The 14,857-nt window shown below is 60.0% G+C and carries 14 protein-coding genes and 1 tRNA gene; 1 reads left to right on the top strand and 14 read right to left on the bottom strand.

From position 1 onward, the window contains the following. Positions 1-84: 84 nt before the first annotated feature. On the bottom strand, positions 85-1,161 hold the full coding sequence (locus IPF49_17180; protein ID MBK6289331.1) for a phosphotransferase: 1,077 nt from the start codon (positions 1,159-1,161) through the stop codon (positions 85-87). Continuing rightward, a complete protein-coding gene (locus IPF49_17175) occupies positions 1,158-2,108 on the bottom strand; it encodes an SMP-30/gluconolactonase/LRE family protein (GenBank protein MBK6289330.1) in 951 nt (316 codons plus the stop codon). Before IPF49_17175 ends, IPF49_17180 begins: the two co-directional genes overlap by 4 nt. 245 nt (positions 2,109-2,353) lie before the next feature. Here IPF49_17175 and IPF49_17170 point away from each other — a divergent pair, with 245 nt between their 5' ends. Then, positions 2,354-3,808 carry a coniferyl aldehyde dehydrogenase gene (locus tag IPF49_17170; protein MBK6289329.1) on the top strand — a complete coding sequence of 485 codons (1,455 nt, stop codon included), beginning with the start codon at positions 2,354-2,356 and terminating at the stop codon, positions 3,806-3,808. Positions 3,809-3,951: 143 nt separating this feature from the next. On the opposite strand, the gene IPF49_17165 is transcribed toward IPF49_17170, so the two are convergent. The 12 genes from IPF49_17165 to IPF49_17110 form a co-directional block, all read right to left on the bottom strand. Continuing rightward, positions 3,952-4,028: transfer RNA gene (locus IPF49_17165), tRNA-Pro, on the bottom strand. 79 nt (positions 4,029-4,107) lie between these two features. Next, entirely contained in the window at positions 4,108-4,470 is a 363-nt protein-coding gene (locus tag IPF49_17160; GenBank protein ID MBK6289328.1) for a MerR family transcriptional regulator, read from the bottom strand. Beyond that, entirely contained in the window at positions 4,454-4,756 is a 303-nt protein-coding gene (gene ihfA / locus IPF49_17155) for an integration host factor subunit alpha (GenBank protein ID MBK6289327.1), read from the bottom strand. The genes IPF49_17160 and ihfA overlap by 17 nt, the downstream gene beginning before the upstream one ends. Positions 4,757-4,760: 4 nt before the next feature. Beyond that, positions 4,761-7,133: a phenylalanine--tRNA ligase subunit beta gene (pheT, locus tag IPF49_17150; GenBank protein MBK6289326.1), complete on the bottom strand. Its 2,373-nt coding sequence runs from the start codon at positions 7,131-7,133 to the stop codon at positions 4,761-4,763. A 72-nt stretch (positions 7,134-7,205) separates the two neighbouring features. Beyond that, on the bottom strand, positions 7,206-8,222 hold the full coding sequence (gene pheS / locus IPF49_17145; GenBank protein ID MBK6289325.1) for a phenylalanine--tRNA ligase subunit alpha: 1,017 nt from the start codon (positions 8,220-8,222) through the stop codon (positions 7,206-7,208). A gap of 141 nt (positions 8,223-8,363) precedes the next feature. Continuing rightward, a complete protein-coding gene (rplT, locus tag IPF49_17140) occupies positions 8,364-8,720 on the bottom strand; it encodes a 50S ribosomal protein L20 (protein MBK6289324.1) in 357 nt (118 codons plus the stop codon). A 29-nt stretch (positions 8,721-8,749) separates the two neighbouring features. Beyond that, positions 8,750-8,944 carry a 50S ribosomal protein L35 gene (rpmI, locus tag IPF49_17135; protein ID MBK6289323.1) on the bottom strand — a complete coding sequence of 65 codons (195 nt, stop codon included), beginning with the start codon at positions 8,942-8,944 and terminating at the stop codon, positions 8,750-8,752. A 46-nt stretch (positions 8,945-8,990) separates the two neighbouring features. Further along, positions 8,991-9,515 carry a translation initiation factor IF-3 gene (gene infC / locus IPF49_17130; protein MBK6289322.1) on the bottom strand — a complete coding sequence of 175 codons (525 nt, stop codon included), beginning with the start codon at positions 9,513-9,515 and terminating at the stop codon, positions 8,991-8,993. Next, positions 9,512-11,452, bottom strand: a complete 1,941-nt coding sequence (gene thrS, locus IPF49_17125) for a threonine--tRNA ligase (protein ID MBK6289321.1) — start codon at positions 11,450-11,452, stop codon at positions 9,512-9,514. The genes infC and thrS overlap by 4 nt, the downstream gene beginning before the upstream one ends. Positions 11,453-11,717: 265 nt before the next feature. After that, positions 11,718-12,566, bottom strand: coding sequence for a mechanosensitive ion channel (locus IPF49_17120; GenBank protein ID MBK6289320.1), 849 nt, complete (start codon positions 12,564-12,566; stop codon positions 11,718-11,720). A 117-nt stretch (positions 12,567-12,683) separates the two neighbouring features. Then, positions 12,684-13,706, bottom strand: coding sequence for a TIGR03617 family F420-dependent LLM class oxidoreductase (locus IPF49_17115; protein MBK6289319.1), 1,023 nt, complete (start codon positions 13,704-13,706; stop codon positions 12,684-12,686). A gap of 317 nt (positions 13,707-14,023) precedes the next feature. Beyond that, positions 14,024-14,857 (bottom strand): SDR family oxidoreductase, encoded by an 834-nt coding sequence (locus IPF49_17110; GenBank protein ID MBK6289318.1) that lies wholly within the window; start codon positions 14,855-14,857, stop codon positions 14,024-14,026.

Genomic DNA, 14,857 nt, shown 5'->3' with positions numbered 1-14,857 from the left:
GCGCGGTATTGAGGTGATGAACGATCCGGCAGCGAGTGGCCTTCCGGTCCTTTGGGCGACGCACCGGCACCGCTGCCTTGGCAGTCAAAGATCGGCGAAGCGGCGCAGCGCAGCGCGGACCTCTAGGTCCGCGAGCGCGGCTTCAGCCCTTGCCAGGAAAGCCGCGGCAAAAATACGGCGGCGCTCGCTGGCGTCTTCGGGAAAGGTCACGATCTGGCAGCATGCCGGCACGGCGTAGGCCGTCTGCAGGCGGTGGTCCCGCCAGGCGTCCTCGAAGCTGATCGCGAGACCGCCACGCGCGGCCCGGGCGTCGAGGTAATGGCGCAGCAAATCGCGCTCGTGGCGGCGGCGGTCGTCTATCGCAAGCGCCATGGTGAGGAAGTAACTGACATCGCGCAGCGGCGTGCTGAGGTTGACGATACCCCAGTCCAGGAAACCGGTGCGCCCGTGGTCGTCGAAAAGATTGCCGATATGGGGATCGCCGTGAATCACGGTGCGCGGTCCGCTATCCCAGAGAGCGTGAAACGCCTGCCGCTTCGCGAGATAGAGTTCGGCGATCGCGGCAAAGTGCGTACTCAGTCGGTCACGGTGGTGGTCGAGGCCATAGCGCAGGCGGACGTCACCGTAGTCACCACCCGTCATCGGAGGCGGCACCCACGCCGCCTCCGCCGCCCGGCGTGTAGGGTCCTCGTAGCGCACGTGCAACTCGGCCAGGTCCTCCAGCGCCTGCGCGGCGGCGGCCGGAGCCACGCTCGTGGGTCCGTCCGACACCGTACAGCCAGTGGTGGTCAGGTCCTCCAACAGCAGCAGGAAAGACCCGTCGCTGGCATCATGGCAGGCGACGTGTACCGCCGGCACACGCAAGGCAAGCGAGGGCGCCAGGCGTTCATAGAAGAGCGCTTCGCGCAGCCCCATCCCCGTGGCGGCGATCGCCTGGCGCCGCGCGGGGTCGGCGAAGGGAAGCATCTTGCAGAACATCCGCGGCGGCGCTCCCGCGGACACGTCATAGCGCACGCGCAGATCCGCGTGGGCGTTGGTGATCTCCCGGTGCGCAATCACTTCGATATCAGCGACCCGGACTCCGGGATAGCGGACGGCAAGAGCTGCAGTCAACCACGCCGTGTCGATGTCCTCGGGAGTGCTCGGAAGCGGAGTCATCACGTGCGCATCGGCTGCCCGGTTCGAGTCGGGTCTTGCCAGCGGTTCAGAAAGTTCAGCGGCAGCCCCGGCGTCTCCCAGCGGCAGGAGACCAGCCGCCCCGTCATCGAACAGGTGATGTACGCGGTGCGCAGATCATCACCGCCGAAACAGATGTTGGTCGTCATCATGTCGCCCGTGGGTACGTGGCGCGGAGTGCGGCCGTCCGGGGGAATGATTGTGATCCCGCCGTTCAGGAGCGTCGCCACGCACACATTGCCTTCCGCATCGACCGCCAACGAGTCGAAGAACTGATAGCTCTCGAAACCGGCAACCAGTGCCTGCACAGGATCGATTGGCCCAAGCTGCCCGGGCGCGGTGATCGGGTACCCCATCAGGCGACCGGTCAGGGTTTCGGCAACGTAGAGACGATCCTCGTCCGGGGAAAGCCCAACGCCATTCGGTGACAGGCTCGGGAAGAGAACCTCGCGGATGGAGGCACCGTCGGGCGTCGCGTAGTACACCGCGCCGCGATCCATTTCGCGTTCACGCGTCTTGCCGAGGTCAGTGAAGTAGAAGCCGCCCTGGCGATCGAAGACGATGTCGTTGGGACCTCTGAGCGGTACCCCGTCGCATGCCGTGTAGAGCACTTCGAACTTGCCGGTGTGCAGGTCCACGGCTTCGATACGGCCACCGGAGTAGTCCGCCGGCTGATGTCCGGGAAAAAAGGATCCGTGCGCCTCGACCCACTCGAAGCCGCCGTTGTTACAGACGTAGCAACGGCCGTCGGGACCGATCGCCGCGCCGTTGGGACCGCCGCCGAGTGCGGCGACCACCTCGACCATGCCGTCAGGCGTTACCCGCGAAAGCGTTCCCCGCCGGATCTCCACGAGCAGCACGCTGCCATCGGGCATTGCGATCGGCCCTTCCGGAAAGAGCAGTCCACTCGCAACCTCGGAAAACTCCAGCATGCGCTTCCTCATCATGGATTTCGGTGTGTTGTTGGTAGCAGCGGCCGATGAGAAGCAGCCTACTCCGCGCCGAGCGCCACCGTCAATTTCCCGCAGGGCTTCGTGCCGCGGTGCGTGGAGTGGGGTTCATCCCCGGTAGCGACCCCGTGGCTTTGCCCAAGGTCGCCAGGTTCATGATACCGTGGGCAACCGGATTCACCTTTGATTGCGGCAAACCGAACAAGCAAGGGAGCGGATAAAGCGCGATGTTGATAGTGGAAGAAACCCGGCTGCAACAGATTGCATCAACGATGCAAAAGACCCTCGAGCTTCAAAAAAGTGCTTTTTTGGCGGATGGTGTTGCTGACTACAAGACGAGGATTGACCGCCTCGATCGCCTGCGTTCGTTGCTCGGCGAAAACCGACATTTACTTTGCGAAGCACTCTCGCTGGACTTCGGTCACCGCTCGATCGATCACGCCCAGTTGACCGAGATTGCCGCTCCCGTTGCCGGTCTTGAATATACGAAGCGGCATCTGCGCAAGTGGATGAAAGCCGAGCAGCGCAAGATCCCCTTGCTGTTCTCGCTGCTTGGTGCGCGCGCCACGGTGCGCTATCAACCCCTGGGTAGCGTCGGTGTGATTGTTCCCTGGAATTTCCCTGTCTATCTGACCATGGGGCCGCTTACCGGCATTATCGCGGCAGGTAACCGCGCCATGGTGAAGCCGTCGGAGTTCACACCCCGCGTTTCGGATTTGCTGTGCGAGCTGTTTGGCAAATATTTCGATAAATCCGAGATTGCCGTTTTTCCCGGTGGTGCCGATGTCAGCGCTGCTTTCAGCGAGTTGCCCTTCGATCACCTGCTGTTTACCGGGGCGGGGTCGATCGCCAGACACGTGATGCGCGCTGCATCTGCAAACCTGGTTCCTGTTACGCTGGAACTGGGGGGCAAGTCTCCCACCATCATCAGTCGCGATGCCGATCTTGAAAAGGCCGCCATCAGCATCATGGATTTCAAGCTGTCCAACGCGGGTCAGATCTGTATTGCACCAGACTATCTGTTGGTGCCGGAGGAGAAGCTGAACGAGGTAGTGAGTGTCATGGAGCAAACCGTGAGGCGTTTGTTTCCAACGCTCATTGACAATCCGGACTATACGTCGATTGTAAATGAACGCCACTTCCAGCGTCTGCAAAGCTATGTGGACGATGCGCTCGCAGCCGGAGTCGAGATGGTGGAGATCAATCCGGCAGGTGATGACTTTTCAAATCAGCCCTATTTCAAGATGCCGCCCCGATTGTTCCTCAACCCCGGAGATGATCGGCTGATCATGCAAAATGAAATTTTTGGACCGCTGCTCCCGATCAAGACCTACAAGCAGGTAGAAGAGGCGATTGACTATATCAATCGACATGACCGCCCGCTGGCCTTGTATTACTTTGGTTTGGCCGATGGGGCGGAGGTGGAGCAGGTCATCTCACGCACCCTGTCCGGAGGCGTTGCGATCAACGATGTGGCGGCACAGGCAGGTTGTGAATCGTTGCCCTTTGGCGGGATCGGGCCAAGCGGCATGGGTGTTTACCATGGCTTCGACGGCTTCAAAAGTTTCTCGCACGGACGTGGGATCTACAAGCAGTCGCGCATCAATTTGTCTGACTTGTTCGGTTTGCGTCCCCCCTACGGCCCGAAGTTTCGCAAAGCAATCAAGAATATGATGAAGTAGCCATACGGGAAAAATTGCCAGGTGTTTTCTGCCGCATGCTGAGCGCTTGTCCCTGATTCCGTGACTTCCCGGATCTCCGCATCGCGTCCTGCCGGATGTGTGCGGATTTCTCCGGTGCGGATGATGGGCGTGCCTTTACAAATTGGTCGGAGCGGCGGGATTCGAACCCACGACCCCCACTCCCCCAGAGTGGTGCGCTACCAGGCTGCGCTACGCTCCGATGATCTGCAGATTCGCGCTGGAACCGGCCTCTTCGGCAGGCCGCGGATGATACCCGAAGTGCCGGGTGATGTGTACTTTCAGAAACCCGGATGGCGCAACGTCGTCAGCACTTCCTCGAGTTCCGAAATCATCTGGCGAATCAATTGCCGGTAATGCGAATCTTCCTTGCCCGCATCGCCTTCCATGCGCTGGCGCGCACCGCCGATGGTGAAGCCCTGCTCGTACAGAAGGCTGCGTATCTGGCGGATCAGGATGACGTCCTGGCGCTGGTAATAGCGGCGGTTGCCGCGTCGCTTCACCGGGCTCAGCTGCGGGAACTCCTGCTCCCAGTAACGCAGCACATGAGGCTTCACCGCACACAGCTCGCTGACTTCACCGATGGTGAAATAACGCTTGCCGGGAATCGGTGGCAGTTCGTTGTTGTTACTCGCTTCCAGCATACGCTTCTACCCTTGCTTTCAGTTTCTGGCCGGGGCGGAATGTCACCACGCGCCGGGCCGAAATCGGAATCTCCTCACCGGTCTTGGGATTGCGTCCCGGTCGCTGACGCTTGTCACGCAGATCAAAATTGCCAAACCCCGAAAGCTTGACCTGCTCATTGCCTTCAAGCGACTGGCGAATCTCTTCGAAAAACATCTCGACGAGCTCTTTCGCCTCCCGCTTGTTCAGACCGAGATCCTCGAACAATTTTTCGGCGATATCGGCCTTGGTCAGCGCTTTACTCATATGCTCAATACCTTAAAGCGGCGCCACAGTCCCGGGTGAGCCCTGCGACCATCCTGTCGATGACCGCGTTGACTTCTTCGTCGGTGAGGGTCCGCTCCATATGCTGCAGCACCACTCCGATCGCAACGCTTTTCTTATCAGGATCAATGCCTTGCCCACGATATATGTCAAATAACTTCAATTGTGTCAGCCAGTCTCCTGCTGCTGCGCGCGCCACATCCAGCAATTGCGCAGCCGATATTTTTTCCTCGACCACGACAGCAATATCACGTCTGACCTCAGGAAATCTAGATAATCCTTTGAAACTTGGCAAGTTTTTCTTGCCAAGTATTTCAAAGTCGAGCTCGAACAGGAACACCGGGCCATGCAGTTCGAGCGACTCGAGCAACTCGGGATGCAAGGCGCCAAGATGGCCGACCTCGACTCCGCTGCGCCGCAGCACCGCGCACTGCCCCGGGTGCAGTGCAGCATGGGAAGCGGGCTCGAATCGGAACTCGGCGGAGGTCTCGCTCACGTCCAGCAGCGCTTCCACATCACCCTTGATATCGTAGAAATCGAAGTCGCCGGCAACGCTCGCCCAATTCTCCGGACTCCGCTCGCCGGTGACGATTCCTGCCAGCGTGACCCGCTGTTCGAGGCCATCGGGGCCCGGCAGAAAGCGAAGCCCGGTCTCGAACAGGCGCATGCTTCGTTGTTGCCGGTTCTGGTTGAACTGCGCCGCCTTGATCAGCCCCGCCCACAGGGTGGTGCGCATCACGGCCATCTCGGCGGAAATGGGATTCGTGACCGGTACCGGCGAGCGGCCGGGATCGAGCATGGCCTGCAACCGCGGCTCGACAAAGCTGAAGGTGATCGCCTCCTGGTAGCCCATCGCGATCAATCGATGGCGCAGCTCGCCCAACGTATGGCGTGCCTCGGGCAGCACGCGCATTGGCATCGCCGCGGTTTGCACGCGCGCGGGAATGCGGTGATAGCCATGAACCCGGGCGACTTCTTCGATCAGGTCGGCTTCGATCCGCAGGTCGAAGCGAAAGCTCGGCGGCGTCACCTGCCAGTCGGAACCAGCACGCTCCACGCCGAGGCCGAGCCTGCGCAAGATATCCTCGACCTCCCCGGCCGGAACGCTTACCCCCAGCATCATCGCGAGACGCTCCGCCCGCAGCTGGATCGGCGCAAGCTCCGGCAAATGCTCATCGGCACTGGCAAGCACGACCGGGCCTGGCTTGCCGCCAACCGTGGCGAGCAACAGCTCGGTTGCCCGCTCGATCGCGGCAAGCTGCAACTCGAAATCGACGCCGCGCTCGTAACGGTGCGATGCATCCGTGTGCATCCCGTAACCGCGCGCCCTGCCCGCCATCGTGGCAGGCATGAAAAAGGCGGATTCGAGAAAGATATCCCGTGTTTGTTCACCAACCGCCGAATCCAGTCCGCCCATGATGCCGGCAAGCGCGATCGGGCCACCCTGGTCGGCAATCACCAGCGTGTCGACACGCAACTCGACCACGCTGTTGTCGAGCAGCGCGAGACGCTCCCCGGGATGCGCCATGCGCACCACGATCGGTCCCTGCAACTTGCCGAGATCGAAGGCGTGCATGGGCTGCCCAAGCTCCAGCAGCACGTAATTGCTGACATCCACGACCGGGGCGATGCTGCGCACCCCGGCGCGCCGCAGCCGCTCCTGCATCCACAGCGGTGTCTCGGCAGCAGGGTTCACGCCGCGAATCACCCGACCCGCATAACGCGGACATGCCGCCGGCACCGCCAGCGTGACCTCGAGCCTGTCCGGGATCACTGCCGCGACCCTGGCAAATGGCGCGCGCTCGAGCTCGAGCCCGTTCAGCGCAGCAACCTCGCGTGCCAGCCCGGCCATGCCAAGACAGTCGCCGCGATTGGGAGTGAGACCGAGTTCGATGATCTGATCATCGAGGTCCAGCAACGCGACGATGTCACACCCGAGCTCGGCGCTGCCTGGCAACTCCAGCAAACCATCGCCGCGAGCATCCATCCCCAGCTCATCGGCCGAGCAAAGCATGCCGCATGACTCGACGCCGCGCAGCGTGGCGCGCTTGATCGTGAGCCCGGGCAACTGCGCCCCTTCACGCGCCAATGGCACGCGCAGCCCCACGCGCACGTTCGGGGCACCGCAGACGACCTGGAACTCATGGCTGCCATCGAACACGCTGCAGACACGCAGACGCTCGGCATCCGGATGTGGCTGTACCGCGCGCACCTCGGCAACCACGACGCCCTGCATCGGCTTTGCGGCCGCGGTGATGGACTCCACTTCCAACCCCGACATCGTCAGCTGACGGCCAAGCGCCTGCGTATCGAAGGCCGGATCGACCCATTCTCTCAGCCAGTTCTCACTGAATTTCATGCTGTGTCCGTCGCTTCTCGTGTCTTCTGTTATGAACTATTCAACTTTAATATATTGACGTAATCATTTGTTTTAATTGAATTGTTTAAGAAATCTCAAATCGTTATCAAAGAACAGACGCAAATCGTTCACCCCGTATCGAAGCATCGCCAACCGCTCCACGCCCATGCCGAAGGCATAGCCGGTATAGCGCTCGGCATCGATCCCCGACATCTCCAGCACGCGCGGATGCACCATGCCGCATCCCATCACTTCCAGCCAGCCCGTGTTGCTGCACACCCGGCACCCGCTGCCGCCACAGATCACGCACTGCATATCCACCTCGGCCGAGGGCTCGGTGAACGGAAAATAGGAGGGGCGGAAACGCACCTCGAGTTCGCTCTCGAAAAACACACGCAGGAAATCACTCACCACCCCCTTGAGGTCCGGCATCCCGACTCCTTCGGCAACCACCAGCCCCTCGAGCTGGTGGAACATCGGTGAATGGGTCAGATCCGAATCGCAGCGATACACGCGGCCCGGGCAAACCACCCGTATCGGCAACTCGCCACGCTGCATCACCCGCACCTGAACCGGCGAGGTGTGGGTACGCAGCACGGTGCTCGGATCGATATAAAAGGTATCGTGCATGGCCCGCGCCGGGTGTTCGGGCGGAATGTTCAGCGCTTCGAAGTTGAACCAGTCGTTTTCTATCTCCGGCCCCTCGACCACCTCGAAGCCGACCGAGCCGAAAAATTGCTCCATGCGCTCGATGGTGCGCGTGATCGGATGCAGTCCACCGGCGGACTGGCGCCGCCCGGGCAGGGTCACATCGATGCGCTCCGCGCCGAGCTTGCGCTGCAATTCGGCCTGCTCCAGTACCCCGCGCCGCGCGGCTATCGCCTGCTCCAGGAGGTCTTTGACAGCGTTTATCTCTGCGCCACGCTCGCGACGCAGTTCCGGCGCAAGCTGGCCAAGCTCCTTGAGAAGGTGGGTGAGCTCGCCTTTCTTGCCGAGCCAGCGAACGCGCTGCTCGTCGAGCTCCGCAAGCGAGCCAGCGGCGGCAATCACGGCTGCGGCACTGGTGGAAATCTGCTCGAGTCGATCCATGCGAAAACTTCCTGGTCTGCTTCGAAACGCCGGTGGCGCCAGGTAAATCGAACAAAAAAATAGGGAAAGAGCTCTCGCCCTTTCCCTACCTTTTCAAATGGTCAACCGAACGCGCCCGGCCATGGGCGCGTCACAGGGGCTTCAGGCGAGCGCCGCCCTGGCTTTTCCGACGATCGCGGCAAACGCATCCTTGTCGTGAACGGCCAGATCGGCGAGCACGCGACGGTCGAGACCGATCCCGGCCTTGCGCAGACCGGCGATCAGCCGGCTGTACGCCAACCCATTGGCCCGCGAAGCGGCATTGATGCGCGTGATCCACAACGCGCGGAACTGGCGCTTCTTCTGGCGGCGGTCACGGTAGGCATACTGGCCTGCCTTGATCACTGCCTGTTTGGCAACACGGAATACACGGCTGCGGGCGCCGTAGTATCCTTTGGCTCGGTCGAGAATCTTCTTGTGACGGCGTCGGGCTACGACACCACGCTTGATACGGGGCATGTCTCAGTTCCTCAATTCAGATGGGTATGTCACTTGTCGCAAAGCATGCGCGCTACTGCTGGCTCGTCCGACGGGCTGAAGCCATCGGTGCCACGCAGCTGACGCTTGCGCTTGGTGGTCATCTTGGTGAGGATGTGGCTCTTGTTGGCATGCTTGCGCTTGTAACCGGAACCCGTCTTCTTGAAGCGTTTGGCCGCTCCGCTATGTACTTTCATCTTGGGCATTGCAAAAACTCCGCATTTTGTGTAACTGCTAACGTTTGAAGTGATCTCACTTCTTCTTCTTCGGAGCGAGCACCATGGTCAGTTGCCGACCTTCCATCTTCGCGTACTGTTCCACCACCGCAAGCGGCTCGAGATCGGCTTCGATGCGCTTTATCAGCTCCATCCCGATCTCCTGGTGGGCCATTTCACGACCCCGGAAGCGCAACGTCACTTTGCCCTTGTCTCCATGCTCCAGGAAACGTATCAGGTTGCGCAGCTTTACCTGATAATCCCCTTCCTCCGTCCCTGGTCGGAATTTGACTTCTTTTACCTGAATGATCTTCTGCTTTTTCTTCGCAGCATTCTTCTGCTTCTTGGCGTCAAAGATGTAACGCCCGTAATCCATGATCTTGCAAACCACCGGCTCGGCATCGGCAGCAATCTCGACCAGATCCAACCCGGCGGTTTCCGCCGTCTTGAGTGCCTCTTCTATCGGCACGATCCCCAGTTGCGTACCTTCCTGATCGATGAGCCGTACCTGGCGGGCACGAATATCCTCGTTGACTGCAAGCTTCTTGTTTTCTGATTTCAAGTGTTTGTTTCTCTACCTTCCAAAACAATACGGCCGTAACGGCTAATCTCCGAAGTGAGGTGCAACGAGAACTCGTCGAGAGTCATCGCGCCCAAGTCCTCACCACGGCGAGTCCGTACGGCCACCGTTCCAGTTTCCGCTTCCCGATCCCCTACTACCAGCAGGAACGGAAGCTTGTCGATTGTGTGCTCGCGGATTTTAAAGCCGATTTTTTCGTTTCTCAAGTCAGAAATGACCCTGAACCCCTTGTTTTGCAAGGATTCCTCTACCTTTAGTGCGTATTCCCGCTGCGCATCGGTAATATTCATCACCACCGCCTGCGTCGGTGCGAGCCAGGCGGGAAACGCGCCCTCATGCTGTTCGATCAGGATTCCGATGAATCGCTCGAACGATCCGAGGATCGCGCGGTGCAACATCACCGGGGTCTGGCGACTGCCATCCTCGGCCACATACTCCGCATCGAGTCGCCCCGGCATCGAGAAATCGACCTGAATCGTGCCGCATTGCCAGACCCGGCCGATGCAATCCTTCAGCGAGAATTCGATCTTCGGTCCGTAGAACGCGCCCTCCCCCGGCAGCAGTTCCCAGTCGAGTCCCTTGGCATCGAGCGCGAGTTCGAGAGCCTTCTCCGCCTTGTCCCAGATTTCGTCGCTGCCAACCCGCTTCTCGGGCCGGGTCGAAAGCCGGTAGATCACCTCGGTGAAGCCGAAGTCTTCATACACCTCGTGCAGGAAATCGATGAATACACCCACCTCCTGCTGCAACTGGCTCTCGGTGCAGAAGATATGTGCATCGTCCTGGGTGAAACCACGCACGCGCATCAGCCCGTGCAGCGAACCGGAGGGCTCGTTGCGATGGCAAGAGCCGAACTCCGCCATCCGCAGCGGCAGATCACGGTAACTCTTCAAGCCCTGGTTGTAGATCTGCACATGGCAGGGGCAGTTCATCGGCTTGACGGCATAGTCGCGATCATCGTTCTTCAGCGTGAACATGTTCTCGCTGAATTTATCGGCGTGCCCCGAGCGCTCCCACAGCGAGTACTCGACCACCTGGGGCGTGCGCACCTCCTGGTAACCGCGCCCCCTGAGCTTGGCGCGCATGTACTGCTCGACGACCTGGTAGATCGTCCAGCCGCGCGGATGCCAGAACACCATGCCCGGCGCTTCCTCCTGGGTATGGAACAGTTTCAGCTTCTTGCCGATGCGCCGATGATCGCGCCGCTCGGCCTCCTCGATCCGATGCAGGTAGGCCTTGAGCGCCTTCGCGTCGGTCCACGCAGTGCCGTAGATACGCTGCAGCATCGCGTTCTTCGAGTCGCCACGCCAATACGCGCCGGCAACCTTGGTCAGCTTGAACGCCTTCAATCTGCCGGTGCTGGGCACATGCGGCCCGCGGCACAGATCGATGAAATCGCCCTGCCGGTACAGCGAAATATCGTCCGCGGCGGGAATCGAGGCAATGATCTCCGCCTTGTACTCCTCACCGATCCCACGGAAAAATGCGACCGCTTCATCACGCGGCATCAGGCTGCGCTCCACCGGTATATCGGCCGCAGAAAGTTCCTCCATGCGCTTTTCGATGGCGGCCAGATCCTCCGGCGTGAAGGCGCGCTCGAAGGCGAAATCATAATAGAAGCCGTCCTCGATCACCGGCCCGATCGTGACCTGCGCCGACGGGAACAGTTGCTTCACGGCCTGCGCCAGCAAGTGCGCGGTGGAATGACGGATGATCTCCAGCGCCTCTTCCGAGCGATCGGTGATGATCGCGAGGTTTGCATCCTCGCTGATGATCGTGGAGGTATCGACCAGGCGGCCATCGACCCGCCCACCGAGCGCGGCCTTGGCAAGACCGGGGCCGATATCGGCCGCCACATCGCATACGCTGATAGGCGCGTCAAAGGCACGCTGGCTGCCATCGGGCAGGGTAATCACTGGCATGTCGTCATCTCCTGCGGTGGTGGCCCGAACGAGAGGCCGCTTGTCCACCGATATTTGAACCGTCCACGCACGCCAGGGGGCTACTCGATGAGATGGCGAAACCCGACGCGAGGGTGCAAACCGGCAGCGTTTCCAATACAACGCCGCCGGCAGTCAATAATCAGGCGCGAAGCTTAGCACGCCCGCAAGGCGCGGACGCGCTGCCCTTGCGGGGATTTTACCGGTCCCGCCGCGTAACCCGATCGTCGGGGAGACCGGCCCCGGCTCAGGCTTTCTCGGAGTACAGGTGAACATCACGCTGCGGGAACGGAATGGAGATGCCCGCGGCATCGAAGGCCAGCTTGACCCGCTCGGTCATCTCGAACTGCACCGCCCAGTAATCTGCCGCCGCTACCCAGACACGCACCACGAGGTTCACCGAGCTGTCGCCGAGCGACGCCACCGCCACCAATGGCTCGGGATCGGCGTGGATGCGGGTCTCCTCGTTGATGAGCCGCAGAAGCACGGCCTTGGCCTGCCCGATATCGTCGCCATAGCCAATGCCAAAGCTCATGTCGACGCGGCGCATTGCCTCCTTCGAGAAATTCGTGATGATCCCGTTCGACAGCATGCCGTTGGGTACGATGATGATCTTGTTGTCCGGCGTATTCATCACGGTGTTGAAAATCTCGATCGACTTCACGCTGCCGGAAACGCCCTGCGCCTCGATGAAATCGCCTACCTTGTAGGGCCGGAACAGCAGGATCAGCACGCCGCCGGCGAAATTGGCGAGGCTGCCCTGCAACGCCAGGCCGATGGCAAGACCGCCTGCCCCAAGCACCGCGACAAAGGAGGTTGTCTCGACGCCAACCATCGAGGCAACGCTGATCAGCAGCAGCGCCTTGAACAGGATATTGGTCAGGCTGCGCAGGAACCGCGCCAGGGTCGGCTCGACGTTGCGCTTTTCCATCGCGAGCGCAACCCCGGCGACAAAGCGGTTGATGATCCACATGCCGACGATAAGGACGATTATCGCCAGCAGCAGTTTCGGCGCGTATTGCAGCGTCAGTTGAACGGCGGTATCCAGGTACGACTGAAGCTTGTCGGGCGAGAGTTGATCGGTCAGTTGGTCCATCGGAGGTTCTCCGTAACGTTCTGCATGTCAATTGAATCCGCGCCACCCTAAACGGTGACGGCATGGATTTCAAATCATCGCTGCGCGACGTTGCGGCCGGTAGCGTTAGCCCCCCCCCTACGTGCTTCGTATACGTCTTAGCTCCTGGACAATGTCCGCCCAGTAACCCGGATCCGGGCAGCGGTTATGCGTAAGGCTCACACTATCGGCAATGCCACTCAGGCGCTCGGTGAGCTTTGTGGCTATTTCATCACGGCGTCCAACCACCGCGATGGCTTCCAGAATTTCGTCGTTGATCAGGCCGGTCATATCATCCCACCGACCCAGTTTGGACAGGGCATTGAGCTCCTTGTGCACATCCTCCCAGCCGTGGCATTGCAGCGTTGGCAAATAGGCCGGTGTCGAGCCGTAAAAAGCCAACTGCTTTCTCGCCGCGAGCTTGGAGACTTCGAACTGCTCCTCGGTATCAGCGGTGACAATCAGCGTCGCACACATCACTTCCAGGCTATCCCTGCTTCTTCCGGATATCTCCAGGCCTTTGCGTAGTGCCGGCAAACTGTTTTCCAGCAGGGACTTGCGGGTGCTGAAGGGGTGAGCGATGAATCCATCAGATACTTCCCCGGCCACCTGTGTCATCAGGGGGCCAAAACCACCGGTAAAAATGGGCGGCGGACCGTAGGGATTGGGACCAGGATCAAAGGCGGGAATCATGATGGAGTGGGTGTAGAACTCCCCTTTGAAATCCAGTTTGCTATTGCCTTCCCAGTGATCCCAGATAGCCCGGATAGCCTGCACGATTTCGCGCATCCTTGCCGCGGGTTTTGACCAGGTGGAACTGAATCGCTTTTCGATATGTGGGCGTACCTGTGTGCCCAGGCCAAGGACAAAACGACCTCCACTGATGGACTGCATATCGTAGCCGAGATTTGCCAGATTCATCGGGTTGCGGGCAAAGGCAATCGCTATCGCCGTACCCAATCGCAGCGTTTCGGTATGCTCCGAGGCAACCGCCAGCGTGAGGAATGGATCGTGCTTGGCTTCAAACGAAAAGCCTCCGTCATACCCGATATCTTCCAGTTTCTTGTAGATCGTGCGGGCATCGCGCGGATCTTCCAGCGGGGCCGTTGTGTAAATTTTCATGCGCTCATCTCCTGTCATGACTATCAGTACAGTGACCACGCCGTCAACACGGAATGCACCGCGCAGGCCTGCTGGTCAAACGTCGTGGAGTACACCACAGTGTTCCTGACAAAGCCGGAACAAAGGCCTGTCCCGGGCTCAGCTATCGTTCACATTTCAGGGGTACTTGCCAAACTTCCCCTTGGGTTTTGATTCCATAGAGGCGAATCGGTATTGTTCACCAGAAGCTTTCCACAATCCACAGAGCCGGTTCAAACAGTGGCAATCAGAGGGTCGCTACAATATTTCAGGAGCGAGCTATAACCGACACCACGGTGTCAGGGCATGTATGCGCCACCACTGACACTGATCATCTGTCCGGTGATGTAGCTGGATACGTCTGAGGCCAGAAAAAGACAGAGATAGGCGATATCCTCCGGACGTCCCAGCCTGGGAATCGGCAAGCCACTCATATTCCAAAGTGAACCATCTTCCAGCGCGCGCTTCATGTCATCGGGCTTGCCTATGGAATCAAATCCAAAGCGATTCCAAAAACTGCCTTCACCTACGTTATCTTCATGTTCCGGAACGATCCACCCGGGGCAAACATTGTTAACCCTTACGCCTTTTTTTGCCCATTCCCAGGCCAGCGCCTTGCTGAATGAATTGACAAAGCCCTTGACACCGCCGTAGTGCACGATATTGGCCGCCGCCTCTCCCAAAAGGGACGAATTGGATGAGATATTGATAATTGATCCCGTCGATCGTCCCAGCATATCTCCCGCCACCGCCTGGCAGCAATTCACTACACCATCGATATTGAGGGCGATTTCCCATTTCCGGCCTTCCTCGTCCAATTCCTCGAAGTTCGAGGGATGGGCCACACCCCCGGCGTTATTCACCAGCACGTCTACAGGGCCAAATTCAGCGTTACATCGCGCCACCATGGCATCCACCGACGAGCGTGTGGTGACATCGGTGGAAATCGCCAGCACCTTGCCCTCGTAGCCGTTCTCTTGCGCTTTCCGGGCAAGCGCCTCACCCGTTTTGGCGTCCCGGGAGGCACTGATCACATTGAGCCCCTCGCGCGCGAACTCCAGCACCAGGCCCTGCCCGATGCCGCCACTGCCACCGGTGATAACGGCGGTCTTTCCCTTCAGCCCCAGATCCAT

Source organism: Gammaproteobacteria bacterium (assembly GCA_016705365.1).
Lineage (GTDB): Bacteria > Pseudomonadota > Gammaproteobacteria > Pseudomonadales > UBA5518 > UBA5518.
Note: the sequence above shows the minus strand (reverse complement) of the source record. Positions and strands in the feature narration are given on the sequence as shown.

What these genes read in the sequence shown, in the direction of transcription:
- ihfA (MBK6289327.1), bottom strand. Translation starts at nt 4,756, where the DNA reads ATGAGTAAAGCGCTGACCAAGGCCGATATCGCCGAAAAATTGTTCGAG.
- IPF49_17170 (MBK6289329.1), top strand. Translation starts at nt 2,354, where the DNA reads ATGTTGATAGTGGAAGAAACCCGGCTGCAACAGATTGCATCAACGATG.
- thrS (MBK6289321.1), bottom strand. Translation starts at nt 11,452, where the DNA reads ATGCCAGTGATTACCCTGCCCGATGGCAGCCAGCGTGCCTTTGACGCG.
- IPF49_17115 (MBK6289319.1), bottom strand. Translation starts at nt 13,706, where the DNA reads ATGAAAATTTACACAACGGCCCCGCTGGAAGATCCGCGCGATGCCCGC.
- IPF49_17160 (MBK6289328.1), bottom strand. Translation starts at nt 4,470, where the DNA reads ATGCTGGAAGCGAGTAACAACAACGAACTGCCACCGATTCCCGGCAAG.
- pheS (MBK6289325.1), bottom strand. Translation starts at nt 8,222, where the DNA reads ATGGATCGACTCGAGCAGATTTCCACCAGTGCCGCAGCCGTGATTGCC.
- IPF49_17175 (MBK6289330.1), bottom strand. Translation starts at nt 2,108, where the DNA reads ATGCTGGAGTTTTCCGAGGTTGCGAGTGGACTGCTCTTTCCGGAAGGG.
- pheT (MBK6289326.1), bottom strand. Translation starts at nt 7,133, where the DNA reads ATGAAATTCAGTGAGAACTGGCTGAGAGAATGGGTCGATCCGGCCTTC.
- rpmI (MBK6289323.1), bottom strand. Translation starts at nt 8,944, where the DNA reads ATGCCCAAGATGAAAGTACATAGCGGAGCGGCCAAACGCTTCAAGAAG.
- IPF49_17110 (MBK6289318.1), bottom strand. Translation starts at nt 14,857, where the DNA reads ATGGATCTGGGGCTGAAGGGAAAGACCGCCGTTATCACCGGTGGCAGT.
- rplT (MBK6289324.1), bottom strand. Translation starts at nt 8,720, where the DNA reads ATGCCCCGTATCAAGCGTGGTGTCGTAGCCCGACGCCGTCACAAGAAG.
- IPF49_17120 (MBK6289320.1), bottom strand. Translation starts at nt 12,566, where the DNA reads ATGGACCAACTGACCGATCAACTCTCGCCCGACAAGCTTCAGTCGTAC.